General features: G+C 64.1%; 22 protein-coding genes. 10 read left to right on the top strand and 12 right to left on the bottom strand.

Annotation, left to right across the window (positions count from 1 at the left end; genetic code table 11):
* The first annotated feature begins 40 nt into the window (after nucleotides 1-40).
* Nucleotides 41-481: a DUF1489 family protein gene (locus ABIC09_RS27865; protein ID WP_354032608.1), complete on the top strand. Its 441-nt coding sequence runs from the start codon at nucleotides 41-43 to the stop codon at nucleotides 479-481.
* A 37-nt stretch (nucleotides 482-518) separates the two neighbouring features.
* Here the strand turns inward: ABIC09_RS27865 and panC are convergent, their stop codons facing one another.
* On the bottom strand, nucleotides 519-1,373 hold the full coding sequence (panC, locus tag ABIC09_RS27860; RefSeq protein WP_354111249.1) for a pantoate--beta-alanine ligase: 855 nt from the start codon (nucleotides 1,371-1,373) through the stop codon (nucleotides 519-521).
* 273 nt (nucleotides 1,374-1,646) lie between these two features.
* On the opposite strand from panC, the gene ABIC09_RS27855 reads away from it, so the two are divergent.
* The 4 genes from ABIC09_RS27855 to ABIC09_RS27840 all read left to right on the top strand — a co-directional run bounded on the left by ABIC09_RS27855 (nucleotide 1,647) and on the right by ABIC09_RS27840 (nucleotide 5,534).
* Nucleotides 1,647-2,570: a division plane positioning ATPase MipZ gene (locus ABIC09_RS27855; RefSeq protein ID WP_354111248.1), complete on the top strand. Its 924-nt coding sequence runs from the start codon at nucleotides 1,647-1,649 to the stop codon at nucleotides 2,568-2,570.
* A 344-nt stretch (nucleotides 2,571-2,914) separates the two neighbouring features.
* Nucleotides 2,915-3,775 (top strand): alpha/beta fold hydrolase, encoded by an 861-nt coding sequence (locus ABIC09_RS27850; protein ID WP_148754853.1) that lies wholly within the window; start codon nucleotides 2,915-2,917, stop codon nucleotides 3,773-3,775.
* Nucleotides 3,776-3,901: 126 nt separating this feature from the next.
* Nucleotides 3,902-4,657, top strand: a complete 756-nt coding sequence (locus ABIC09_RS27845) for a VWA domain-containing protein (RefSeq protein WP_148754854.1) — start codon at nucleotides 3,902-3,904, stop codon at nucleotides 4,655-4,657.
* 151 nt (nucleotides 4,658-4,808) lie between these two features.
* A complete protein-coding gene (locus ABIC09_RS27840; RefSeq protein ID WP_354111247.1) occupies nucleotides 4,809-5,534 on the top strand; it encodes a DnaJ domain-containing protein in 726 nt (241 codons plus the stop codon).
* Between the two features lie 224 nt (nucleotides 5,535-5,758).
* Here ABIC09_RS27840 and ABIC09_RS27835 read toward each other — a convergent pair whose 3' ends face one another.
* Nucleotides 5,759-7,567: a serine hydrolase gene (locus ABIC09_RS27835; protein ID WP_354111246.1), complete on the bottom strand. Its 1,809-nt coding sequence runs from the start codon at nucleotides 7,565-7,567 to the stop codon at nucleotides 5,759-5,761.
* Nucleotides 7,568-7,955: 388 nt separating this feature from the next.
* On the opposite strand from ABIC09_RS27835, the gene ABIC09_RS27830 reads away from it, so the two are divergent.
* On the top strand, nucleotides 7,956-8,294 hold the full coding sequence (locus ABIC09_RS27830) for a phasin family protein (RefSeq protein WP_148754857.1): 339 nt from the start codon (nucleotides 7,956-7,958) through the stop codon (nucleotides 8,292-8,294).
* A 72-nt stretch (nucleotides 8,295-8,366) separates the two neighbouring features.
* On the opposite strand, the gene ABIC09_RS27825 is transcribed toward ABIC09_RS27830, so the two are convergent.
* The 3 genes from ABIC09_RS27825 to ABIC09_RS27815 are packed head-to-tail and all read right to left on the bottom strand — an operon-like array spanning nucleotide 8,367 to nucleotide 10,930.
* On the bottom strand, nucleotides 8,367-8,960 hold the full coding sequence (locus tag ABIC09_RS27825; protein WP_354111245.1) for a TadE/TadG family type IV pilus assembly protein: 594 nt from the start codon (nucleotides 8,958-8,960) through the stop codon (nucleotides 8,367-8,369).
* Nucleotides 8,957-9,517: a TadE/TadG family type IV pilus assembly protein gene (locus ABIC09_RS27820; protein WP_354111244.1), complete on the bottom strand. Its 561-nt coding sequence runs from the start codon at nucleotides 9,515-9,517 to the stop codon at nucleotides 8,957-8,959. The genes ABIC09_RS27825 and ABIC09_RS27820 overlap by 4 nt, the downstream gene beginning before the upstream one ends.
* A gap of 9 nt (nucleotides 9,518-9,526) precedes the next feature.
* Nucleotides 9,527-10,930, bottom strand: coding sequence for a TadE/TadG family type IV pilus assembly protein (locus ABIC09_RS27815; protein ID WP_354032802.1), 1,404 nt, complete (start codon nucleotides 10,928-10,930; stop codon nucleotides 9,527-9,529).
* A 483-nt stretch (nucleotides 10,931-11,413) separates the two neighbouring features.
* On the opposite strand from ABIC09_RS27815, the gene clpS reads away from it, so the two are divergent.
* Both clpS and clpA read left to right on the top strand, forming a co-directional pair.
* Nucleotides 11,414-11,746: an ATP-dependent Clp protease adapter ClpS gene (clpS, locus tag ABIC09_RS27810; RefSeq protein ID WP_027530069.1), complete on the top strand. Its 333-nt coding sequence runs from the start codon at nucleotides 11,414-11,416 to the stop codon at nucleotides 11,744-11,746.
* A 294-nt stretch (nucleotides 11,747-12,040) separates the two neighbouring features.
* Nucleotides 12,041-14,449, top strand: a complete 2,409-nt coding sequence (gene clpA / locus ABIC09_RS27805; RefSeq protein ID WP_148754862.1) for an ATP-dependent Clp protease ATP-binding subunit ClpA — start codon at nucleotides 12,041-12,043, stop codon at nucleotides 14,447-14,449.
* 69 nt (nucleotides 14,450-14,518) lie between these two features.
* On the opposite strand, the gene ABIC09_RS27800 is transcribed toward clpA, so the two are convergent.
* The 5 genes from ABIC09_RS27800 to ABIC09_RS27780 all read right to left on the bottom strand — a co-directional run bounded on the left by ABIC09_RS27800 (nucleotide 14,519) and on the right by ABIC09_RS27780 (nucleotide 19,150).
* Nucleotides 14,519-14,977, bottom strand: coding sequence for a translation initiation factor 2 (locus ABIC09_RS27800; RefSeq protein ID WP_354111243.1), 459 nt, complete (start codon nucleotides 14,975-14,977; stop codon nucleotides 14,519-14,521).
* A 128-nt stretch (nucleotides 14,978-15,105) separates the two neighbouring features.
* Complete coding sequence (locus ABIC09_RS27795) at nucleotides 15,106-16,527, bottom strand: MFS transporter (RefSeq protein WP_354111242.1); 1,422 nt, start codon at nucleotides 16,525-16,527, stop codon at nucleotides 15,106-15,108.
* A 184-nt stretch (nucleotides 16,528-16,711) separates the two neighbouring features.
* Nucleotides 16,712-17,737: an aldo/keto reductase gene (locus ABIC09_RS27790; RefSeq protein WP_148754865.1), complete on the bottom strand. Its 1,026-nt coding sequence runs from the start codon at nucleotides 17,735-17,737 to the stop codon at nucleotides 16,712-16,714.
* A 115-nt stretch (nucleotides 17,738-17,852) separates the two neighbouring features.
* Nucleotides 17,853-18,089 (bottom strand): hypothetical protein, encoded by a 237-nt coding sequence (locus ABIC09_RS27785; protein ID WP_148754866.1) that lies wholly within the window; start codon nucleotides 18,087-18,089, stop codon nucleotides 17,853-17,855.
* Between the two features lie 104 nt (nucleotides 18,090-18,193).
* Nucleotides 18,194-19,150, bottom strand: a complete 957-nt coding sequence (locus ABIC09_RS27780; RefSeq protein ID WP_354111241.1) for an AraC-like ligand-binding domain-containing protein — start codon at nucleotides 19,148-19,150, stop codon at nucleotides 18,194-18,196.
* Between the two features lie 197 nt (nucleotides 19,151-19,347).
* On the opposite strand from ABIC09_RS27780, the gene ABIC09_RS27775 reads away from it, so the two are divergent.
* Together ABIC09_RS27775 and ABIC09_RS27770 are read left to right on the top strand one after the other, a co-directional pair.
* Nucleotides 19,348-20,364, top strand: a complete 1,017-nt coding sequence (locus ABIC09_RS27775; RefSeq protein ID WP_354111240.1) for a carbon-nitrogen hydrolase family protein — start codon at nucleotides 19,348-19,350, stop codon at nucleotides 20,362-20,364.
* A 27-nt stretch (nucleotides 20,365-20,391) separates the two neighbouring features.
* Nucleotides 20,392-21,432, top strand: a complete 1,041-nt coding sequence (locus ABIC09_RS27770) for a phenylacetaldoxime dehydratase family protein (RefSeq protein ID WP_354083669.1) — start codon at nucleotides 20,392-20,394, stop codon at nucleotides 21,430-21,432.
* Here the strand turns inward: ABIC09_RS27770 and ABIC09_RS27765 are convergent.
* Nucleotides 21,429-22,067, bottom strand: a complete 639-nt coding sequence (locus ABIC09_RS27765; RefSeq protein WP_354111239.1) for an HAD family hydrolase — start codon at nucleotides 22,065-22,067, stop codon at nucleotides 21,429-21,431. The two genes, ABIC09_RS27770 and ABIC09_RS27765, sit on opposite strands and share 4 nt — an antisense overlap.
* Before the next feature lie 72 nt (nucleotides 22,068-22,139).
* A complete protein-coding gene (locus tag ABIC09_RS27760; RefSeq protein ID WP_354111238.1) occupies nucleotides 22,140-23,156 on the bottom strand; it encodes a TRAP transporter substrate-binding protein in 1,017 nt (338 codons plus the stop codon).
* Nucleotides 23,157-23,172: the final 16 nt, after the last annotated feature.

Below are 23,172 nucleotides of genomic sequence, written 5' to 3'. Positions count from 1 at the left end.
CGGCTTTGAAAACCTGTGGCTGGCCCGCTAATGCTGGGCCATGCCACTCCATCTGATCAAGCTTGCCGTCGGCTGTGACTCCGTCAAGGAATTGAAGGGGTGGATCGCCGAGCGGATGCAGACGGCCAAGAAAAAAGGCCTGCCGCGACACCACATCCACATCACCCGCATGGTTCCCAAGCGCGACGCCGAGATTCTCGCGGGCGGATCGCTTTATTGGGTCATCAAGGGCGAGATCGCCGCGCGCGAAAAAATCATCGGCATCGAGCCGTTCCGCGACAAGGACGGCATCGGGCGCTGCCGGATCGTGATGCAGCCGAAAGTGATCTCGGTGTCGCCGCGGCCGATGCGCCCGTTCCAGGGCTGGCGCTATCTCACCGATGATTCCGTGCCGCCGGATCTCGGCAAGTCCGCCGCAGGCACCATCGCGGCGATGCCGGAGCCGATGCGGCGCGAGCTGCGCGATCTCGGACTGCTGTAGTCGCTAGTTCCAAGGTCAATTTTGAGATCAACCTCGGCTATCGCACCGCGATATTGTCGATCAGTCGCGTCGTGCCGAGCTTGGCTGCGACCAGAATCCGCAACGGCCCGTCCCTGCGCGAGGTGACAGGTGCCAGCGTCTCGCCATGACGGAGCTCGAAATAGTCGAGCGCAAAGCCGGCGGCGTTGATCGCCTCCGCGCCGCGCGCCATCGCGCTCGCGATGGCTTCGCCGGCCTGGATCCGCCCGGCGCTGTCCTTCATGGTGCGGTACAGGACGGTGGCGGTCTGCCGCTCCTCGAGCGAGAGGTAGACGTTGCGCGACGACATCGCGAGCCCATCGCGCTCGCGCACAGTGCGGGAGCCGATCACCTTCACGCCAAGGTCGAGGTCGCGCGCCATCTGCGTCACCACCCGCAGCTGCTGAAAGTCCTTCTCGCCGAAGATCGCGACATCCGGCCGGCATTGCGTGAACAGCTTGCCGACGACGGTGGCGACGCCACCGAAGAAGTGTGGGCGAAAGCGGTCCTCGAGGCCGGCCAGCGCCGGTCCCTCAGGCACGATGCGCGTCGCAAAGTCCTCCGGATACATCGCCTCGACGCCGGGGTGCCAGACCATGTCGACATCCTCGGCCGCAAGCTTGGCGATATCGGCCTTCCAGGTTCGCGGATAAGCGCCGAAATCCTCGGTCGGCGCGAACTGCGTTGGATTGACGAAGATCGACACAACGACGCGGCTCGCGCGTCGCTTGGCCAGGCGCACAAGCGACACATGCCCGTCATGGAGCGCCCCCATGGTCGGAACCAGCGCGACCGTGGCTTTTCGCTTGCGAAGATTGTCGACGGCGCGTCGCAGGGCGGGCACCGTGCGGGTGATCAAGGGGTGTCGTGACATCAGGACTCGGGGATCGTTGGGGAATGGGAGCGGCCTGCCGCGCTAGCGGCTAACCTTAACAAGCGGCGGTCGTGGACGCCATGCGTCGACATGCGGCACAGCATCCCCGCAACGCGGATGTCGCGCCATTGTGGGCCGGATCACAGACGCGACACCGCGACACGATTCACGATGAAGACCCGCGCACTGTGATTTCGTTATCCTGTCACGCATTTCACTTGACCGCAGACGCGGCCAACTCGAAGATATTGTTTAGGGGTGTTGAGGATCGCCATGCTTGTGCAGGCTAGCCAAAGCCAATCCGGCTCGGCGCACGTCGTCGTGCTCGGCAATGAAAAGGGCGGCTCCGGCAAATCGACCACCGCCCTGCACATCGCGGTTGCGCTCCTGAAAGCCGGCCAGCGCGTCGCCACCATCGATCTCGACTGCCGCCAGCAAAGCTTCACCCGCTACATCAACAACCGCTCTGCCTGGGCGCGCCGCACCAAGCTCGACCTCGAGCTGCCGATGCATCGCTGCATCAAGCTCGGCGAGACCATGCAGGTCGCCGAGAACGAGAATTCGGAGTTCCTCCAGTTCATGGAGGCGGTCTCGGCGGTCGAGAGCAGCTTCGACTTCATCGTCATCGATACGCCCGGCACTGACAGCTATCTGATGCGGCTGGCCCATTCGATGGCCGATACGCTGGTCACGCCGATCAACGACAGCTTTCTCGATTTCGACGTGCTCGGCACCGTCGACCCCGCCAATTACGCGGTGACAGGTGAGAGCCATTACGCGGAGATGGTGCGCGACGTCAGGCGCAAGCGCCGCCAGCTCGACGGCTCGACCACCGACTGGGTCGTGGTGCGCAACCGCCTGTCGATGCTCGGCTCCCGCAACAAGCAACTCGTCGCCGAGGGGCTGAAGGATCTGTCGCTGCGGCTCGGCTTCCGCTACGTCGACGGCTTCGCCGAGCGCGTCGTCTATCGCGAGTTTTTTCCGCGCGGCCTGACGGCGCTCGACGAGATCGACGAGGCCACGCTCGGGATGCGGCCCAATCTCGGCCATCTCACCGCGCGGGAAGAGGTGACGAGCCTGCTCCGCCAGCTCAAGCTGCCGCTCGATGAACGTGGCCGCCGCCGTGCGGCAAATCGCGCCGAGTGGTTCAGCCAGGTCGACAAGCCGCTCGAGGTTCACGACATCCTCGGCGCCTGATCCAGGCGGTATAACGCTACTTCCAGTCGACCAAAACAGCCAGTTCCCGCGGGAACCGTGGTCGTGTTCGGCCGTTTTCATCCCACGTTTACCGCGAAATTGAACCCAATCGAGACGGGTTGCGTCGGATGGTGACCTACACCCTGACGTAGCCGTACAAGAACGCGATGCCCAAGAAACGTGTGCGGCGCACAACGAAAGGGCTGCCAGTTCACAATATTTGGCCTTCCTGTCACGCGGCTGTGACATATATTAGGGAATAGGCGCGAAGGGGCCGAAGAGCTCCTCGAATAACACGATTTTCAACAGGGATCAGGTCGCAGGACCTGAGGCTGAGGACGAAAATGAAGCGTGGAATTGCCGTTCTGGTTTCTGTCGGAGCCCTCTGCGGCGTCGCCTATTTCACGGCGAGCAAGTGGGCCATCAAGCACGAGACCATCACCTTCTACGACGCTTCGCGCGACAACCGTCCCGTGCCTGTCGACATCGCGATCCGTCGCGACAAGGAAATGCAGGCCAACGCCGGCATGATCACCATGCCGGTCGCCGTGATCAATCACGGCAACACCGTCAAGAACACCGAGTACGGCTTCCTCGCCAACATCTTCGCCGCGCGCGGCTACCTCGTCGTCAGCCCGCAGCATGATTTGCCGACCGATCCGCCGATGGTGACCAAGCCCGGCGAGATCTATGTCGGCCGCCTGCCGCAGATCCTGCGTGGTGTCGCCAATATCCATCTGGCGATGCAGGAGATGAAGAAGGTTCAGCCCAACGCCGACTATTCCAGGGTGACGATGGTCGGCCATTCCATGGGCGGCGACATCACGATGTATTTCGCCAAGCAGTATCCGGACGAGGTCAAGAAGGTCGTGACGCTGGACAATCTCCGCGTGCCCTTTGTCACTGCCGGCAAGTTCAAGATCCTGTCGTTCCGCTCCAAGGATCCGCAGTTCAAGACCGATCCGGGCGTGATCCCGACCGACGAGGAGTGCGAGAAGGCCGGTATTCAGGTCGTGAAGACCGACTTCCAGCACAACGACATGCGTGACACCGGTCCGGACGGCGCCAAGAACTCGATTCAGGGTATGCTCGATAAATTCCTGAGCGACACTGACAGCGCAATCGCGCCGGTCGATACCACGTCGTCGCCGCCGAAGGTGCTCGAGCCGGGTCCCGTCGCGCTGATGTCGCCGGCCAAGAGCTGATCAGTCCGACTATCGTTCGAAACACGCTTCAAAGCCTCCGCCGGCTTATGCCTGCGGAGGCTTTGCACATTGACCGGGCAGGGCGCGCTATCCACATTGGTGGTGTGAGACCAAGTGCGACCCCAGATGTCCGGCGATCCCATTAAACCGCGCAATAGCGATGCCGTCTCGGCGAGAGCCGAAAGCGACGGCGCGTTGCCGCAGGCAAAGACCTCGACTTCGGAGGACGTCGCCGCCTTTGTCGCCAAGGCGCGTGCACTGTCGCCGCATGCGCCCGGCGCCAAGGGCCGCCTGATCTTCGCGCTGGATGCGACAATGAGCCGGCAGCCGACCTGGGACATGGCCTGTGCGCTTCAGGCGGACATGTTTCGTGAGGCCGCCTCCCTCGGCAGCCTCGACATCCGGCTCGTCTATTATCGCGGCTTCAACGAATGCCGTGCCACCGGGTGGATTTCGGACAGCGGCAAGCTTGCGACGCTGATGAGCAAGATCGATTGCCGCGGTGGCGACACTCAGATCGGCAGGGTGCTGACCGACGCGCGGCGCGAGGCGGTCGCGTCGGGCGTGCGTGCCGTGGTCTTCGTCGGCGACGCCATGGAAGAGAAGGTCGATGCGCTTTGCGCCAAGGCCGGCGAGCTTGGCATGCTGAAGGTGCCGGTGTTCCTGTTTCAGGAAGGCCATGATGCGCTCGCCGAACAGGCCTTTCGCGAGATCGCGCGCCTGACCGGCGGCGCCTGGTGCCGGTTCGATCCGGGCGCGGCGGCGCAGCTGCGCGAATTGTTGCGGGCCGCTGCGGCCTATGCCGCTGGCGGCCGTGAGGCACTATTGAAACTGGCGAAGACGGCGAGCGGTGCGGCGCAGCTGATCGGACAGATGAAGTAGCAGATCAAGCCGGCGCTGCCTGCGGCGGAGGCGGTGCGGCGACAGGCGGCAGCAAGCGTCCCTGCACAAACGTGGCCAAGGCCCTTCTGTCAATTGCGGACGCGCGAAACGACGCCATGCTTTTCGACAAGAGGGCGACTATATTCCAGCCATGACCCTGATCGCCGGCCTTGTCGCCGTTATCACGATTTATCTGCTGCTCCAGATGTTCCGCGCCGCCAATCCGGCGGTGCTGGCACGCACCATCAAGGTCGGGGGCGGCGTGGTCGCGCTCGCTGTCGCTGCCTTCACGGGCTTGCGCGGCGAATTGGCAGTGGCGATTCCGCTTGGGCTATTCGGTGCCGGACTGCTCGGCTGGACGCCACTGGCGAATGCGGGCTTCGGCAATATCGGAGGCCTGTTCGGCGGCGGCGCGGCGCGCTCGTCCGGCCAGACCTCGCGCGTGCGCTCGCAATTCCTGGACATGCGGCTCGACCACGAGTCCGGTCAGCTCTCGGGCCAGATCGTCGCCGGACCGCACGCCGGGCGTGAGCTCGACGAGCTCGACCTTGCCAGCCTGCTGGCGATGGTCCCGGCATTCGACGCCGAGAGCGTGGCACTACTTGAAAGCTATCTGGACCGCCGGTTTCCCGCTTGGCGTCAGAACGCGCAGGGCAACGCGGCAGGGGGGCAGCGCCGCACGGCGTCGAGCGGCAAAATGACGGCGGAGGAAGCCTATCAGATCCTTGGCTTGCAGCCTGGAGCGGGGCGCGACGACATCAGCCGGGCGCACAAGTCCCTCATGAAGAAACTGCATCCCGACCAGGGGGGGTCGACGTACCTCGCTGCCCGTGTAAACGAGGCCAAGGATACTCTGCTTCGTACGCATAACGGCTAACTCCGGCACCACGCCACAAACGCCCGTACCGTGTGAGCTCCACTTGCTCTGTTTGCCGTCGCCCCGATGCCCGCCATTGTCGGCGTGGTCGATCCCTTGAGCAAAGTTTTAACCGTAAAGTCTTGACGAGAGGTTGTCGCGGAACAGCCTCCAGCGTTACCGCTTCCCAAAAACAAGAATGCCCGCGCAGGGCGCGGGCATTTCGCTTGGAGGGGTAGGGAAGATCAGTTGCGGACGGTCATGCAGGAGATGTCGGCGCGCTTCAGCGCCTTGCACACCGCTTCGGCCTGGTCCCGCTCGAGCCCGGCAAAGCGGGCGCGGTAGAGCTTGCGATTGTCCCTGGCGACAACAGGCTCGGTGAACGGATCGGCCTTGCTGAGCAGGCCGCGGGCCGAGCTGCGCGCGGCTTCAATTCGCTGCTGGGCCTCGCTCTCGCTCTCGAGCGCGCCCACCTGGACGATCCAGCCGCTATGGGTGGCGAGCGGCTTGGTGGCGGCGCTCGTCTGGATCGGCTGCGGCGCCGGATCGGCAGAGGCGAGCCTCGCGACCGGGGCAGCGGCGGTGGCCGCCGGCAGCACGCCGAGGATGCCGTTGCCGGTGCCGAAGCCTGCCGGCTGCTGCGGCATCTCGGTCCGGGTGACCTCGGCCCGGGTGGGCTCCGGCTTGTTGATGATGTCGGCCCTGGCGACGACGGCGCCGGAAGTCTCGGCGACGTCGGTGCGGGGCGAAATCGTGTTGGTGACCTGCGGCGCGACCTGGGTCGGGGCGGCGGACGCGACTTTGACCGCGCCGGCCTTGACCTGAACCGTCTTGACCCGGACCGGCTTCATCGGCTCGGACGAGCCCGGAATGAGGGCGAGCGGCTGGCTCGAGATCACCCCATTGGTGAGCGGTGCGGGCTCGATCTTGGACTCCATGGGCTTGGCTTCGGGCTTGGGCTGGGCCGGCGGCATCGCGGCGGTCGCAGCTGAAAGGGCCGACAGGCGCGAGGCGGGTCGTGACGCGGCCGCCTCGGGGGCGGGGGCGGCCGCGACCTGAACCGGCGCAGCGGGACGGGCCGGGGTATCCGAAGCGTCGGCAACGTCGGTGCTGGTGTCGGCGCTGTTGCGCTCGGTCACCGCCACGACAGTGTGGTTGGTCGCGCCCTTCTCGAGATTTTCCGCGAGCAGGTTGCGCATGATGGCATCGCGCGAGCCTCCGCTGCGGCCGCCGAGCACGACGCCGATCAGATGGCGGTTGCCACGGCGCATCGAGGTCACGAGGTTGAAGCCGGAAGCGCGGGTGTAACCGGTCTTGATGCCGTCCACACCCTCGACACTGCCGAGCAGGTGATTGTGGTTGCGGATCTGCTCGCCGCGCCAGGTGAACGACGTGGTCGAGAAATAGCGGTAGTAGCGCGGGAAGCGCTCCTGGATGGCGCGGCCGAGCGTGGCCTGGTCGCGCGCGGTCGTCACCTGCTCGTCGTTGGGAAGGCCGTTGGCGTTGCGGTAGACAGTCTTGGTCATGCCGAGCGCGCGCGCCTTGCGCGTCATCATCGCGGCGAAATCGTCCTCGTCGCCGCCGATCGCTTCGGCGATCACAACGGCAGCGTCGTTGGCGGAGCGGGTGACGAGACCCTTGATCGCGTCCTCGACGCGGATGGTCTGGCCGGCACGCAGATTGAGCTTGGTCGGATCCTGATCGGCGGCGTGCTGCGACACCGGCATCTCGGTGTCGAGCTTCATCTTGCCGGATTCGAGACGCTCGAACAGCAAGTAGAGCGTCATGATCTTGGTGAGCGAGGCCGGATGGCGAACCCCGTCGGGGCTGGTCGACTGGAGCACTGTGCCGGAATTGCCGTCGACGATGATCGACGCGAATTGCGGGCTGTAGCTTTCGGAAACGTCGCGATGCACACGGTGGTGCGCGTAGTGGCGCCGATAGCGCCGCGCGTCGGCGGCATCGGTCGTGAAGATGACGGCTGTGGTGACCGCGAGAAGCCCGAAAATGCCGACCCGCGCCAAGCGCGAGGAAGACCAGTTGTTACGAAGCATGGAACCCCGTCCCCGTTTGTGACTTGATCACCGGCTCGTGAGGCGAAATTGTGCCCTGCGTACCCGGGATCATTACCTGCTCAGGCTGTCCCTCCGCTGGTGCTCGCCGCGGGGGACGTTGGACCTGAGCCGCTATTCTGGCTAAGGTGATGTTCTCAAACGGCTTTTGACCGTCTGCGGAAGGTGAACACGTCCAGGGAATCAGGGTAGGGGTCCGCGGTTTCCAAAAGCTTAAGGAACCCTTGCGGGAAACCCAGGGAATCTCCGTAACTTGGATTGACTTTTGTGCGTCGCACAAGATTCTTGACTTTTTTGTGCGTTGCACTAATTGTGGGCAGAGTCAGGGAGCCGGGGCTTCCGGACACGAGCCAGGGAAAAGGATTCCAAGATGTTCAAGGTTGAAGACTTTCAGAACTACGGGAAAGAGCATTTCGAGACGTGCGTTGCTTCCGCGACCTCGGTGCAGCACGGCCTCCAGGCGATCGCCAGCGCTTACGGCGACTACACCAAGAAGTCTTTTGAAGACACCAAGTCCTTCGTCGAGAAGCTCTCCGGCGTGAAGTCGCTGGACAAGGCGATGGAAGCCCAGACCGATTTCGCCCGTTCCGCCTACGAGACCTTCGTCGCGGAATCGCAGAAGATCGCCGGTCTCTACAGCGATCTCGCCAAGCAGGCGTTCAAGCCGGTCGAGACGGTCGTGTCGAAGTTCACCCCGGCCGCGCAGTAACGCATTCGAAGAGTGCTGGAATCGAAAAAGCCCGGCTGGTTCAGCCGGGCTTTTTCTGCGAGTGGCGGCACGTCAAGAGGTTGGACATGAGGTACCTGGGACGGGCGGCGTCGTCCCGCTTGTGATGGTAGGGACAAAGCTCGTTTGACGTGGATACAGGTAGTAGCTGTCGCTGAGCGAAACTGTCCCGCTGATCGTGTAGCCGAGGTTAGGCGTATAGAAGTACGTCGCCTCACCAAGGATAAGCCCAGCTGTCGTCGGCACCCCCGTCAGGGATGTTGGCAGGATGACAGTCGCCCCGGCGGTCCTCGCTGTGCCGTTGAGTGACTGGCTCCAGATCACCTTGGCTGTGACGTTATCGCCGGTCGGCTGCACCTCCGAGACGGTCACGAAGGCCTTGGTGACGTCATAGGGTGATAGAACTTTCGACGAGGCGTTGAGAATGCCGGTGACGTCGCTCGTCGTCACACATTTGTTCTGCGACAGGATATCGGCGATGGTATGTACCGTAGCCGTGACCTTGACGTTGATCGAGAGCGCGTTGCCGAGCTCGACTCCGCCCATGCAAAGCAGCAGCATGAACGGCAGCACGATAGCAAGCTCGATGGCTGCCACGGCATTTTCGTCGGCTCGGAATTCCCTCAGACGCATGGGCAAGCGGGTCATTGATAGGGCTCGTTCTGGAAAGCGGCGGATGCCGTGATCTGGCGATTGCCGTTGGGCAGGTTTGCCAGGGTAAAGCCGAGCGGTCCCATGAAGACCGGCCATTGGTAGATCACCGCCAGGATGACCTTGTCGCTGGGGCCTCCCGGGTTGTAGGGCCAGTTGTTGGCGACACTGCCATCGGCATTGAAAGTTAATGTTGGTGCAGCCGCGCTCAACGCCGACCAGCTGCTCCCCGACTGAACGCTGATCATCAAGTTGTTGCAGTTGAAGATGATACGGACCTGCGAGCAGACCAGGGTCGAAAATTGGGTCTGCGTCATGCCGGCTGCCTGTACCTGGCCGGTCATGACCTGGCGCGCCGACTGCTGCACGACCTGCTGAAGCAGCTGCTGGCCAAAGAAGACCAGGAAGATCTGGATGATTCCAACCAGCAACGCGATGAACACCGGCGCAACCAGCGCGAATTCGACAGCGTTCGCGCCGTCTTCGTCTTTGCGGAAAGTTGCGAACAGCTCGCGAAGGCTTCGCTTTCCGGATATGGCTCGCAACTCGGGCATGACGTTAGCTCAGTTCGTCAGGTGAGGGGCCGTTTCCACGACCAGCAGGAACAGTTTCTTGAGTGCGTCGGTGATGTCGCCGCCTGATTGGACGTCGTAGAACAAGCCGGGCGACGCGCAGGACTTCGCGTTTTGCGCGATCTGTCCGGTCGACGACGAAGGATTGTTGAATGGCGCGATGTAGGAATCGTACCAGTTGTTGCCTGTGAGCGGCAGGTACTCGGTATAAAGCACCGCGATGCGAATTCCCCGGTTCTTGATCGTCGTGCATACCGATGTGTTGATCGGCTGCTGGCACCGATACTTGGAGCCGTTGGCAAGCGGCGTTCCGCTGCAGGACGAGCTCAGCGACACCATCTTGTCATCGACCCCGTCGGTGACGAGGAACACCACTTCCTGAGGTGTATCCCCGGTCTGATTGGATCCTCCGCCGGGTAAGGGCATGAGGTTGTTGACGCTCGTGAGCGCGTTTTCGATGTCTGTGCCATAGTCGGTGGTGCAGCTCCCCGAAACGACGCAGTTCTGATGGTCGACGGTGAGAAGCGAGATGTTGTTGGCGGCCGAGGTCGCGGCACTCGACAGGTCGGCGGATGGCAGCCCCGACGGCGCATAAACCGTGTTGAATCCGTAGTCGAATGTATAGATCGCAGCCCTGTAGGTGTTGTTCTGCGCCGCCTGTACGGTTTGCGCGGTGCGCATGAGACTTGCGGTCGCCTGGGCCACGAGGTCGATGCGCAACGTGATGTTCTTGCTGAGTGCGATGCTGAGGTTGTCCTTGGTCGAGGCGCTCGCGCCGCTGTCGAGATTGGGATGCGTTTCATGACAGGCGAACGCGCAGCTCCTCGAGCCGGAGGGCTGGCTCGCGGTCGCGGCTATCATTTTGGTGATATCGTCCGACGTCGCTGCAATTCCCATCGATGGCGAGTCGTCGAGCAGCAGATAGAAGTTGATGTTCGGCGCGCCGGAGGCGCTGGCCGTCGCTGCGCCCCTGATTGGCCACACGGGGGCGCCGAGCAACGTCGGGAAGGCGTTGCTGGAGTTCGCGGTGTAGCTGACGGTCGCAGTGCGCACCAGGCCGGTGTTGCCGACGTTGACCGTCAGGATCGGATTCCCCGTCAGGCCGCCGGCGATTGCGTTTGCCGTTGCATTGAAGATATTCGTGGCGGTCGTCTGTGCGACTGTCGTGCTTTGGGACATCATCGACGGCGTCACGGCCGCGATTGCGGCGGCATCGGCAGCGGCGTCCAGCTGCGATTGCCGGCGTTGGGCCTGGGTGTAATCGAGCGTCATGCCCAACAAATAGATGGTCGGGAACAGCATGATCGCGAAGATGACGGCGACGTTGGCTTGCTCGGCGGCGGCAAAGCGAGCCAGGGGTCGACGAATGCACCGGGCGGCGGGCAGGCGAAACATGACTTTCCCCGAAATCTCTGGTTTGCCTGATTTCGGGGCGCGCGGTTGAAGACCAGGTAAATTTGGCCGTACAAAACCGGGGCCAATTGCGCGCAAAAGGTCGCGACCCCGCCGCTGAAGGGGTTCCTGGTTAATGTCGGTGAAACCGAGGACGGATTATTTTGGCAAATCGGTCCGGATTGGTTAACCTTGGCCCGGATCGCCCGAACCGGGAATCGGGACCGCCGCGGCCACATCGGCTCGGCCGTTGCACGCTTGCGGCGAGCCGGGGGCGGGCCCATATTCCCTGCAATCGATCCGGCTTCGACCGGACCGGTTGGAAGCGGCGATCCAACAGGGCGGCGCGCCCGTGCGAGGCTCCCCGGTGCGGGACCGCGCGGCAACCCGCCATACGCTTCCGTGGGGAATTTGAACGCCTGAGCCATGCCGCAAGTGACTTCCAGACTCGATCCGTCCGCGGCCGCCGCCGCCCACGCTCCCCGAATGAGCAACGATGAGAACCGTTCCGGTGGACCGGCGGGTCCGAACACGTCCGTCATCACCAAGGTCAAGCCAAAGACCAAGCGGCCCAACCTCTATCGCGTGCTGATCCTCAACGACGACTACACGCCGATGGAATTCGTCGTCCACGTGCTGGAGAAGTTCTTCCAGAAGGATGTCGAGGCCGCGACCAAGATCATGCTGCACGTCCATCATCACGGGATCGGCGAGTGCGGCGTGTTCACCTACGAGATTGCCGAGACCAAGGTGACGCAGGTGATGGATTTCGCCCGCAAGCACCAGCATCCGCTGCAATGCGTGATGGAAAAGAAGTAACTGCGCGTTCGAGTCCCGAGCTGTCCAGATCGGTTCTGTTCGTGCGGTGTGTGATGTCAGCGGATACCGCTGCATGATCCGGCGAAAATCGGCGCCGACGCCAATCCTGCCCAAACGGGTAGTTTTGCCCAAATCGGAACGGGTTTTGCATTGAGAATGCGGTGGGGCGCGTAATGCCCACCGAGTCGCGGAACCGGTCTTTTGCCGCGGTCTTGTATAACTATATGTGACAAAGGTTGTTGTTGCCTGACCGGGCGATGGCGATCATGATGGTGGGGGCCATAGAGGACGCGAATGCCGACTTTTTCCCAAAGCCTTGAACAATCCCTGCATCGTGCACTGGCGATCGCCAACGAGCGTCACCACCAATACGCGACGCTCGAGCATCTACTGCTCTCGCTGATCGATGATTCCGATGCAGCCGCGGTCATGCGCGCCTGTAGCGTCGATCTCGACAAGCTCCGCACGAGCCTCGTCAATTATCTTGAGACCGAATTCGAAAATCTGGTGACGGATGGCGCCGACGACGCCAAGCCGACCGCCGGTTTCCAGCGCGTGATCCAGCGCGCGGTGATCCACGTGCAGTCCTCCGGTCGCGAAGAGGTGACCGGTGCGAACGTGTTGATCGCGATCTTCGCCGAGCGCGAGAGCCATGCCGCGTACTTCCTGCAGGAGCAGGACATGACGCGCTACGATGCCGTCAACTACATCAGCCACGGCATTGCCAAACGGCCGGGCGTCTCCGAGGCGCGGCCGGTGCGCGGCGTCGACGAGGAGACCGAGACCAAGGGGGCCGAGGACGCCAAGAAGAAGGGCGAGGCGCTCGATACGTATTGCGTCAACCTCAACAAGAAGGCGCGTGACGGCAAGATCGATCCGGTGATCGGACGCAATTCCGAGATCAACCGCGCGATCCAGGTGCTGTGCCGCCGCCAGAAGAACAATCCGCTGTTCGTGGGCGAGGCCGGGGTCGGCAAGACTGCGATCGCGGAGGGCCTTGCCAAGCGCATCGTCGACAGCGAGGTGCCGGAGGTGCTGGCGGCTGCGACCGTGTTCTCGCTCGACATGGGCACGCTGCTCGCGGGCACACGCTATCGCGGCGACTTCGAGGAGCGCCTCAAGCAGGTGCTGAAGGAGCTCGAGGCGCATCCCAACGCCATCCTGTTCATCGACGAGATCCACACCGTGATCGGTGCGGGCGCGACGTCGGGCGGCGCGATGGACGCATCGAACCTGCTCAAGCCTGCGCTCGCCTCGGGCACGATCCGCTGCATGGGCTCGACCACCTACAAGGAATACCGTCAGCACTTCGAGAAGGACCGCGCGCTGGTGCGGCGCTTCCAGAAGATCGACATCAACGAGCCGACGGTCGAGGACGCGATCGCCATCCTCAAGGGCCTCAAGCCGTACTTCGAGGACTATCACCGGCTGAAGTACACCAATGAGGCGATCGAGGCTGCCGTGCAGCTCTCCTCGCGCTACATCCACGACCGCAAGCTGCCCGACAAGGCGATCGACGTGATCGACGAGTCCGGTGCGGCGCAGATGCTGGTTGCCGAGAACAAGCGCAAGAAGACGATCGGCATCAAGGAGATCGAGACCACGATCGCCTCGATGGCGCGGATCCCGCCGAAGAGTGTGTCGAAGGACGATGCCGAGGTGCTCAAGCATCTCGAGCAGACCCTGAAGCGCACCGTGTTCGGCCAGGACAAGGCGATCGAGTCCCTTGCCGCTTCGATCAAGCTCGCACGCGCGGGCCTGCGCGAGCCGGAGAAGCCGATCGGCTGCTACCTGTTCTCGGGTCCGACCGGTGTCGGCAAGACCGAGGTGGCCAAGCAACTCGCGGCGTCGCTCGGCGTCGAGCTGCTGCGCTTCGACATGTCCGAATACATGGAGCGGCACACCGTGTCGCGCCTGATCGGCGCGCCTCCGGGCTATGTCGGCTTCGACCAGGGCGGCCTTCTGACCGACGGCGTCGATCAGCATCCACATTGCGTTGTGCTGCTCGACGAAATCGAGAAGGCGCATCCTGACCTTTACAACGTGCTGCTCCAGATCATGGATCACGGCCGGCTCACCGACCACAATGGCAAGCAGGTCAACTTCCGCAACGTGATCCTGATCATGACCACGAATGCGGGCGCTTCGGATCTCGCCAAGCAGGCGTTCGGCTTCACACGCTCGAAGCGGGAGGGCGACGACCACGAGGCGATCAACCGGCAGTTCGCGCCGGAATTCCGCAACCGCCTCGATGCTGTCGTCTCGTTCGGCCATCTCAGCGTCGAGGTGATCGGCACTGTGGTCGAGAAGTTCGTGCTCCAGCTCGAGGCGCAGCTTGGCGACCGCGACGTCACGATCGAGCTGTCGGAGCCCGCCAAGGCCTGGCTGGTCAAGCACGGCTATGACGAGCAGATGGGTGCGCGGCCAATGGCCCGTGTCATCCAGGAGCACATCAAGAAGCCCCTGGCCGACGAGGTGCTATTCGGCAAGCTCAAGGGCGGTGGCCACGTTCGCGTCGTCCTGGTCAAGGACGAAACCGACGAGACCAAGGAAAAGATCGGCTTCGAGTTCGTCGAGGGCCCGGTCACGCCGAAGCAGGAAAAGCTGCCCGGCGCCCGCAAGCGCCCGCCGGGCAAGTCCAAGCCAGGCGGCCCCGGCGGCTCCAAGGGGCCGACCTCGAAGGGGCCGCTCGTCAAGGCTTGATCGGCGCATCATGAATCGAAAAGGCCGGCTGAAAAGCCGGCCTTTTTGTTGGCATGGCGGTGCCTGAATCTAGGTGCCGGCTTCGGGGGCGGCCGCAGCCGGTGGCCGCGGTTTCCTTGGGGCGGACGGCCGCGCGCGGGGAGCGGGGGACGGCTGCATCGTGACGATGACCGGATTCGGCTTGTGATCGGTTGCGGCGCCCGTCGCGGCATCGACGCCCATGCCGACGACACCGCCAAGCAGGAGATTGCCTGCGAAGCCGGCGGCCCCTCCGGTCTGGATGTCCCGGCTGAGCGGCACGATCTGCGGTTTATAGCCTTCCTTCTGGAAGGCGATGGAGATGTCGGCGTTCCGCTTGACGACCACGGAGCACGGCGTCGTGCAGGTCGTTGGCACTTCCAACCCGCTGACGACGGCTTCAACGCCAGACGGTGTCGATGAAATGCTGATGTTCTCGGTCGTGCCGCGCGTGACAGACGCGCAGCCGCCCAGCATGACGCTGAGCGCCACTATTCCAAATGAACGCATGAAATGCCCCTTGTCCCGGCGCAAATGAAGCGCAACCGGAGCGGGAGAGCAATCCCTCATATGTCTGGATAGTTAAGCCACGCACAGGTTGCGCCTGGGAGCAACGGGAGCCTGTGCATGAACGCCTGTCATTCGCCCCGCAGGCGCTGGTCGTCCTGGACGCGGACATGCTCGGCGCCGCGCGCACCCGCGGGCGACAGCCGCAGCATGCTCAGCATCGCGCCGCACATGGCAAAGCCAACGCCGGTGAAAAGCGCGATCCGGGTTCCCTCAACGGGATAGCGGCCGAGGAACAGCGCGACCAGCGCAGCTCCGGTGGTTTGGCCGAGCAGGCGTGCCGTGCCCAGCATGCCGCTCGCGCCGCCGGCGCGTTGGCGCGGCGCGGCGGCGATCATGGTGCGGTTGTTGGGCGTCTGGAACAGGCCGAAGCCGGCGCCCGCCAGCGCCATCCGCCAGACCACGTCGAGCGGCGCCGGGCTGGCGGGCAGGACGGCGAGTGCGGCGAGGCCACAGGCGAACAGCGTCAGCCCGATGCCGCCGAGCAGGCCGGCCGGATAGTGCTCGACCAGGCGCCCGGCCAGCGGAGCGGCAAACGCCACCGCGATTGGCCACGGCGTGATCAAGAGGCCCATATGCACGGCCGAGTAGCCGAAGCGGCTCTGCAGGTAGAAGGGGATCGCGACGAAGGCCAGCATCTGCCCGCAGAACGAGGCGATCGAGGTCGCAATCGAGAGCCCGAACACCGGGATGCGCAACAGGTCGACCGGCAGCAGCGGCGACTTCATGTGCGTCTCGCGATAGATGAGCAACGCGCCGGCGACGATCGCGATGGCGAACTGGACGAGCCAAGTGATCGGCGCCTCGCCGTGGCCGACGCTGTCGATCGCGGCGATGCCGACGCCGAAGGTGATCGCCGACAGCCCCGCGCTCTGCCAGTCGAAGGAATGGCTCGCCGGAATCGTATGCGGCAGGCTGCGCAGGCCGAGGACCAGCGTGATCGCGCCGAGCGGAACGTTGATGGCGAACAGCCAGGGCCAGCTGCCGACTGCGAGAATGCCGGCGGCGAGCGTCGGCCCGACCGCGGCGGAGAAGGCGACGACGAGCGCGTTGAGCCCGATGCCGCGGCCGAGCAGGTTGCGCGGATAGGTAAAGCGAACCAGCGCCGCGTTGACGCTCATGATGCCGGCCGCACCAAATCCCTGGACGATGCGCGCGATGGTCAGCAGCGGCAGCGTATGCGCCAGTGCGCAGAAAGCGGATGCAAGCGTGAACAGCACGAGTCCGACCAGATAGACGCGACGATAGCCGACGATCTCGCCGAGCGACGCCAGCGGCAGCAGCGAGATCGTGATCGCGAGCTGGTAGCCGTTGACGATCCAGATCGAGAAGGCGGGGCTCGCATTCAGGTCGGCTGCGATCGTCGGCAACGCGACATTGGCGATGGCGCTGTCGACGACGGCCATGGTGATGCCGAGCGCAATGGTCAGGATCGCCTGATTGCGCTGGGGCTGTGGCAGGCCGTCGGCATGCTCGATCGGGACGGACGACATGGTGGAGGCGTGCTTGATTCGAGCCGTGATGATCTCCGGATTAGGAAATTGCGCGATGCATCGCAACCCGGCAGGACACGGACGGTTCCTGTGCCGGAAGCAGGTCTCCCGCTGCCACTGGCATGGATCGGTCAGGCTCTCGCAGGCTCACCAGCGCGATGTCCAGCCGCTGCTGGTAAGCCAACTACACCGGCGGCGGATTGCGGTCGGAGAAGGTCCCCCGCTGGTGCCAGTACGGATAGGGCAACGTCACCTTGCTAGCCGCGTCGAGCGCTTCGATCTGGTCCTTGGTCAAGGACCATCCGACCGCGCCGAGATTTTCGCGCAACTGTGTTTCGTTGCGGGCGCCGATGATCAGCGTCGAAACGGTCGGACGCTGCAGCAGCCAGTTCAGCGCGATCTGGGAGACGCTCTTGCCTGTCTCCTTTGCGACCTCGTCGATGGCCTCGACGACCCGATAGACGTGTTCGTCCGGTACGGGCGGCCCGAAATCGGCGGTCTGGGGCAGGCGGCTCACTTCAGGCTTCGGCTGGCCGCGGCGAATCTTTCCGGTGAGGCGGCCCCATCCGAGCGGTGACCAGACCACGGCGCCGAGCCCCTGATCGAGGCCAAGCGGCATCAGCTCCCACTCATAATCGCGCCCGACCAGCGAATAGTAGGTCTGGTTGGCGACGTAGCGTGGGAAACCGTGCTTGTCGGCAACGCCAAGCGACTTCATCAGGTGCCAGCCCGAGAAATTCGAGACACCGACATAGCGGATCTTGCCGGCGCGCACGAGGGTATCGAGGGTGCTCAGCACCTCTTCGGGCGGGGTGAAGGCGTCGAAGGCATGGAGCTGGAACAGGTCGATATAATCGGTGCCGAGCCGGCCGAGCGAGCCGTCAACGGCCGCGAGCAGATGCTGGCGTGACGAGCCGATGTCGTTGGGGCCGTCGCCAAAGCGGAACGTGGCCTTGGTCGAGACCAGCACCTTGTCGCGGCGGCCCTTGATGGCTTCACCGAGGACCCGCTCGGATTCACCGAGCGAATAGACGTCGGCGGTATCGAACATCGACACGCCGGCCTCGAGACAAATGTCCAGCAGGCGCCGCGCTTCCGTGGCGTCGGTCGTCCCCCAGGCCGCGAGACGGCCAACGCCGCCGAACGTGCCCGTGCCAAGGCTCAAAGCGGGCACCATGAGGCCGGACCGGCCCAAGCGTCGGTGTTCCATCGAATTGCTCCTCGTGGCCGCTGATTGATTGGCGCGGCCTTGGAAGCAGATCGTAATGCAAGCAGCCGCGTTGTCCTATCGCGCGCTGACATACCCGCCTTGCTTGGAAAATGGCCTAGTCGTGCAGACGCATGTCATCAAATGTTGCGTCTGCGACGCGCGCGCCGACCGTCGTCGCAGGAGGTTGCGCTTCGACCCTGGCTGCTGACGATGCGACGCAGGCAGCCTCGCTGTCACGCGCCTGCCGGGGCAGGAGCGTCAAGCCCCAGCCCACCAGGACCAGCACCGCGAGCCGGATCGCGATCACACCCAGCAACAGCTCCGACCCGCTTATCGTCGCGTGAGTCCTCATGCATGCGAGCCTGAGGCAGACTGCACGACCTGACAATCTGGAATTGACGAGCATTGCCTTCGCCTGATGCGAAGGCTTGCGATGATGGCTGACCGGAGTGGCTCTCAGTGCGGCAGCTGACTGTGCCGGAAGTCGCGCGGTGACATCCCGAAATGCTCGCGGAAGACGCGGCCGAAATGCGAGACATCGTTAAAGCCCCAGGCGAACGCAATCTCGCCGATGTGGCGCTGGGCGAGCACGGGCGAGGCGAGGTCACGTTTGCACTGGGCGAGACGCTCGGCCAGCACATGGCGCTGGAACGAAGTGTCCTCGTCGGCGAGGAGATCGTTGACGTAGCGCGAGGAGATGCCGAGCGCGGCGGCGGTCTCGGCGAGCGAGAGGTCGGGGTCGGCGAGGCGTGTGCGGATATGCGCCTTGAGCCGGTAGAGCAGAGCGGAACGATGGGTCGACGACGGCAGCGACGTCCCGCCGAGCCGTTCGCTCAGCGCCATGGCGAGCAGGTCGACGGCTTGCGCGGAGAGGGCGGCGGCGCTGTTGGGCGCGAGCCGGTCCGCGCTCTGGCAGAGGCGGAAGATGAAGTCATAGGCGAGCCGCTCGAGCGGTACGTCGGCCCCGAATGTGATCGCGGTGAGTGTCTCGGTGCCGCCGAGCCGGCGCTGCAACATCTCGCGCGGCACCTTGAAGATGGTCTGGGAGAAGCTGTCCTTGAACTTCAGCTCATACGGACGCGTGGTGTCGTAGAGCGCGAACTCGCCGGGATGAATCACGGTCTCTCGACCATCCTGCACCACGCCGCCATCGCCGCGATGGCCGAGCGCGACGAGAACATAATCCTGATCCGAGCGCGCGATGCGCGAGGGCGTGCGGAAAACGTGCTGACGGTCTGAGCAGACCTCGGAGCAAACGGCCTTGCCGAGCGCGACTTGCGTGACCGAGCCGTGGAAGGCGCTGCCGAGGTCCGACTTGCAGTCGAGCCCGACGAAAACGTCGCAGACGATGTCCTGCCAGAGGGCGAGCCGGCGGTAGCCGGGGCTGCCGTCTGTCGTGAACTGGATTGGCATCTCACAGGCCTCCCTTTCACATCCAGCAAAACCGCATGGTGGCGCAGATCCAGCCTGACCGCAGGAAAGTTCCGTACCGGGGCGGCGATCCTTCCAGTCGAGTTTTTGTTCCGCCGTGGTCGAGCGCGCGGCCGCCCGGCTTGCCTCAATAGACTGCATCGGACGTGATCTCCGATCAACCGGCAATGGAGGCGGCAATGGGCATTGAACATCCAAAATACAAGGTCGCGGTGGTGCAGGCGGCGCCCGCCTGGCTCGACCTCGACGCCTCGATCGACAAATCGATCGCGCTGATCAGGGACGCCGCGGAGAAGGGCGCCAAGCTGATCGCCTTTCCGGAGGCCTTCATCCCCGGCTACCCCTGGCACATCTGGATGGACTCGCCGGCCTGGGCGATCGGCCGCGGCTTCGTGCAGCGGTACTTTGATAATTCGCTGTCTTACGACAGCCCGCAGGCCGAACGGCTACGCGATGCCGTGCGTAAGGCCAGGCTCACGGCCGTGATCGGCCTGTCCGAGCGCGACGGCGGCAGCCTTTATCTGGCGCAATGGTTGATCGGGCCGGATGGCGAGACAATTGCAAACCGCCGCAAATTGCGGCCGACGCATGCCGAGCGCACCGTCTATGGCGAGGGCGACGGGAGCGATCTTGCGGTCCATGCGCGCCCCGACATCGGCCGCATCGGCGCGCTGTGCTGCTGGGAGCATCTCCAGCCGCTGTCGAAATACGCCATGTACGCCCAGAACGAGCAGGTGCACGTCGCGGCCTGGCCGAGCTTCTCGCTGTACGACCCGTTCGCGCCGGCCCTCGGCGCCGAGGTCAACAACGCGGCCTCGCGCGTCTATGCGGTGGAGGGCTCCTGCTTCGTGCTCGCGCCTTGCGCGACGGTCTCGCAGGCGATGATCGACGAGCTCTGCGACCGGCCGGACAAGAACGCGTTGCTGCATGTGGGCGGCGGTTTTGCCGCGATCTATGGCCCGGATGGCAGCCAGATCGGCGACAAGCTGGCGCCAGACCAGGAGGGGCTGCTGATCGCCGAGATCGACCTCGGCGCCATCGGCGTCGCCAAGAATGCTGCCGATCCCGCCGGGCATTATTCGCGGCCCGACGTCACGCGGCTGCTGCTCAACAAGAAGCCGTACAAGCGCGTCGAGCATTTCGCGCTGCCGGTGGATACCATTGAGCCCACGGACATTGCCGCGGCGGCGAGCTGATCGCCGGGATCAAGGGGAGGCACGATCATGGAATCCGCAATTCCTCTGCATCTCGAGACACAGCGCACCCGCCACAAGCGCGTGCCGGAGGATTACCAGCCGCCATACCCATCGTTCGTGGCGCGCTACAGGCCCGCGGTGAGCCGCGTCGTGATGGCCTATTTCGGCCTGCAGTATCGCGGGGCGACGCCGGCGGCTGCGGCGGAAGCGCTCGCAGAAATCGCCGGGCTGTTCGCCGGCGAAGGTGGTCCCTCGCATTGGGACCGCGCGCACTATGTCGACCAGGCCGGCCACGCTAACATTGTCTCGGTGGCCTATTGGGACGACATCGCGCGTTTCGACGCCTGGTTTGTGCCGGCACGCGAGGCGTGGACTGGAAAGCACCGCGACGGCATCGGCACCTTCATCGAGGTGCTGCGTCCCACGGTGGCGCGGCACGAGACGCTGTTCTCCTCGCTCGGCAGGCCCGAAGGCGTCGCGATGATCGCCGACGGCATGAGCGGCGAGGTTCAGGAGCACGCCTATTGGGGCGGCATGCGCGACCGCATTCCGCTGTCGCAGACCGACCCGATGTCGCCGGGCGGCAATCCGGGATTGATCCGTGATGGTGCGCGGCTGCGCGTGAAGGCGAACGACAACCTGTGCCTGATCCGCTCAGGCCAGGACTGGAGCGATACCGAGGCGTCGGAGCGCAAGCTCTATCTCGACGATGTCGAGCCGGTGCTGCGTGAGGGCATGGATTTCCTGCGCGACGACGGGCTTGCGATCGGCTGCTATGCCAACCGCTACATGCAAGTGCTCTCGGCTGACGGCAAGGCGAGTGAAAAATCCTACGGCCAGAGCTGGTGGAAAAGTCTCGCTGCGCTGGAGCGCTGGGCGGAATCGCATCCGACCCACGTGAAAATCTTCGGTGCGGCGATGAAATATCTCTCCACGCTAGGGCCGTCAGCGAAGTTGCGGCTCTATCACGAGGTCACGGTGGCAACTGTCGATGAGCAGTTTTTCGAATATCTCAACTGCCATCCGAAGACGGGGATGCTTGCGGCGGTCGAGACAGTCACCGCCTAGGCAACGCAATGGCCAAGCAGCTCCGGGTGCGCGGCGCAGATGTGATGCGCGCCGGCGTCCCGCAGCTCGGCCTCGCTGCCATAGCCATAGAGCACGCCGATCGCAGTCATTCCGTTGGTGCGGGCGCCGACCACGTCATGGCTGCGGTCGCCGATCATGATGGCGCTGTTTGCATCGACGCGGGCCTCGTCCAGCGCGTAACGGAGCAGGTCACACTTGTCGACGCGCGTGCCGTCGAGCTCGGAGCCGAACACGCGCTCGAAATAGGGTTTTAGGCCAAAATGATCGACGATGCGGTTGGCGTAGACGGCGGGCTTGCTGGTCGCAACGAACATGCGCTGGCCGGTCGCGGCAATCGTCGTCAGCGTGTCGACAATACCGGCATAGGCCTCGTTCTCGAACAGGCCGATGTTGCTGAAGCGGTCGCGATAGAGCATTAGCGCCTGGTCGGCCAGTGCGTCGGTTCCGGTGAGCTTCTTCAGGCTCGCATGCAGCGGCGGACCGATGCACCAGGTCAGATCGTCCTCGCTCGGCACTGCGAGGCTCAGCCGCTCGAGGGCGTACTGGATCGAGCGGGTGATACCGGGCTTCGGGTCGGTCAGGGTGCCGTCGAGATCGAAGAAGACTGTCGCCATCAGGAGCCGGCTCGCGTTGAAATTGCCGTTCCGTTGCTAGTCGGATCGGATATCAAGTCAAGACCCGTTGCATCATTGCTGCTTCGTCCATTTGACGATCGCGGTGGCATCCGCGCCCGCCTGCGCCTCCCAGGCAGTGATCGTGCCCGTTGCGGCCGTTCGGAGCGCCGCGACGAGGGATGGCGGCGCGGGCTCGGCGATCTTGACGCCGTTGTCGCGCATGCGCGCATAATTCTCCGAGGTGCGATGGGTCAGGAGCGCGAGCTGGCTCTGCTCGGTCTCGGCCGCGGCCGCCATCACCTCGCGCTGCGTCGGCTCCGGTAGCGCGGCAAATGCCTCGCTGCGGACGAAGGCGATCGAGACCGGCATCGCGTAGTTGATGGCCGTGAAATAGGGCAGGAAGTCCCACAGCTTGCGTCCCGCGCCGCCGTCGCCGGAGGTGAGGAACGCGTTCAGTTGATGCTCCTTCAGGCCGACAAGCGCTTTGTCCATCGGCAGGAACTGTGCGTTCGCGCCGGCCGCCTTCATCACCTCGCTGGAATTGGCATCGTAAGCCCGCAAATTGAGTTTCGGCAGGTCGTCAGCGCCTGCAAGCGACCGGTCCGACCACAGGCCCGTCGCAGGCCAGATCGTCAGATAGAGCACCTTGAGGCCGTGGGCGGCGAGGGCCTTTTCGTAAAGCGGCCGTGCGCGCGCATTGGCGGCGCGAGCGATGTCGACCGATTGCACCAGGAAGGGTAGCGTCGAGAGGCTGAGCACGGGGTCGAGGCCCGAGAGCGCGCCTGCAAAGGCGTCGCCGCCCGCGATCCGGCCGTCCAGCGCCGCGCGCGGCATTTCGCCCGAGCTGATCTTCAGCTGATTGTCGAAGGCGTTGGTCACGCTCACGAAACCGTTTGTGCGCGCGGCCACGCGATTGGCGAAAGTGCTGAGCCCGATCCCGGATATGTTGTTCTCGGGATATTCGGTGGTCATCCGCCAGTTCACTTGCGCCATGGCTGGCGCGGCGGACAGGATCAATAATGCGAGGGCAAGGATCGCGCGGATCCGTTTGGCGGGGAAGCGCATTGGGAGAAGCAGGTCAGTCAGCATTTATTGGCAACTCATC

The sequence above is a fragment of the Bradyrhizobium sp. S3.12.5 genome (assembly GCF_040548225.1).
Classification (GTDB): domain Bacteria; phylum Pseudomonadota; class Alphaproteobacteria; order Rhizobiales; family Xanthobacteraceae; genus Bradyrhizobium; species Bradyrhizobium cytisi.
Note: the sequence above shows the minus strand (reverse complement) of the source record. Positions and strands in the feature narration are given on the sequence as shown.